The 1574-nt window shown below is 69.3% G+C and carries 1 protein-coding gene; it reads right to left on the reverse strand.

From position 1 onward, the window contains the following. Positions 1–1565, reverse strand: a 1565-nt coding sequence (locus tag DMX10_RS32220) for a type VI secretion system Vgr family protein (RefSeq protein ID WP_371921742.1), incomplete at its 3' end; no start/stop codon positions are given. Positions 1566–1574 lie beyond the last annotated feature (9 nt).

Below are 1574 nucleotides of genomic sequence, written 5' to 3' on the forward strand. Positions count from 1 at the left end.
TGCCCATCCACCAGGTGGCCGAGGTTGAGCTGGCTCTTGCCGCTGTGCTCGGTGCTGAGCTTGATGTGTTCCTGGCCACGGGTGTCGTCCAGGCGCAGCTTGTTGTTGGACGGGGTGCGCAGGACGTTGCGCTTGTAGTTCTTCAGGGTGACGAGGTCGGGGTGCCGGCTGTCGTGCAGGGCGAAGGCGATGAAGCCCCGGTCCGGGTCGCCGCGCTCGAAGGCGATGCCCACCTCGGTGCCCTGGATCAGCGGCAGGTGCAGGCCGTGGGTATCCCCGGCATAGGCGCGTGCCAGGCGCAGCCACATGCTTTCCTGGCCGGCGGGCCAGGTGTCCTGGTCGAAGAGGAAGTTGACCTTGTAGCGGCCCTCCAGGTCGATGTGGCTGTAGAGGTCGTCGGCCTGCGCGCTGGTGACGCGGGCCGGGATGGTGCCGGCGATCACGGGCCGCGGCAGCAGCGGCGGGCGAAAGCACACGCTTTCGCTGTAGGGGATGGCCTCGAAGCGGGCTTCGAAGCTGCGATCGCGGGCGGCGACGGTGACCAGGCGGGTGATGACGGCGCCAGGGGTGAAGGCCTCGGGCGCGCCGCCCTCGATCTTCAGCACCTGCCCAGGTGCCAGGGTGGCGCTGCTGGTGCGGCCGTCGAGGCGGGTCTGGTCGTTGAGGTAGCGCTCGTGGGCGAGGCGGGCATAGAAGTAGCCGCTTTCGCTTTTCAGGTCTTCGTCGCGGGCGTGAGGGTCGTCCAGCTCGATGTAGGGCTCGCCGTAGTGATAGGCCTCGCCGTAGGTGGTCGGGTCGCCCCGGGTCTGGTCGAGGTCGCCGTCGAGGTAGGCCGTCGCGTCACGCGGGGTGTAGGCGCGGATGCGCAGGTTCCTTTCCACCACGCCGTGGCTCGTCTGCAGGTCCCAGACGGCGTCCTGGCCGCTGCTGACGATGCCGGACTGCGGGCGGTAGGGCAGCTGGACGCCGAACCGGTAGTTGCGCTGGTCATCGTGGAACTCGACGACATCGATGCCCAGGCGCTCGTCGGCGGTGAAGCGGTACCAGATGCCCACCTCGGCCAGCAGGCGCTGGATGAAGGCCAGGTCGCTCTCGTCGTATTGCATGACCTGCTCGCGCTTGGGGTAGTCGCGCCTGAGGTCGAAGAAGAAGTCCTGCCCGGCCCAGCGGTGGCGGTCGCTGCGCAGGATCTGCTCGACGATCTCGGGCACCGAGAGGTGCTGGTAGATGCGGTATTGCCGGCCCCGCCCGAGCAGGGTCAGGCGCGGCTGCAGGGTGATTTCGTAGCGGGCCTCGTCGTTGGAGCCGGAGATCCGCCGGAAGCCCGTGACCACGCCGTGCAGGGTGCGCAGCGGCTGGGCCGGCGGCACGCCCAGGCCGGCGAAGGGCACCGGTGCGGGGGGCGCGAAGAGGCTGAAGCTGGCGGGCTGCCCGACGATGCGCCTGGAGGGGAGGTCGCGCTGGGACGAGGTGAACTCGACCTGGTAGGTGAAGGGCTGGCTGAGCGTCTCGTCCCCGACGAAGGCGAGGACGTCGAGCCCGACGTCGAGTTCGCCCACCTGCAGGCGGTGACG

The sequence above is a fragment of the Pseudomonas sp. 57B-090624 genome (assembly GCF_003234055.1).
In the GTDB taxonomy this organism is placed as follows: domain Bacteria; phylum Pseudomonadota; class Gammaproteobacteria; order Pseudomonadales; family Pseudomonadaceae; genus Metapseudomonas; species Metapseudomonas tohonis.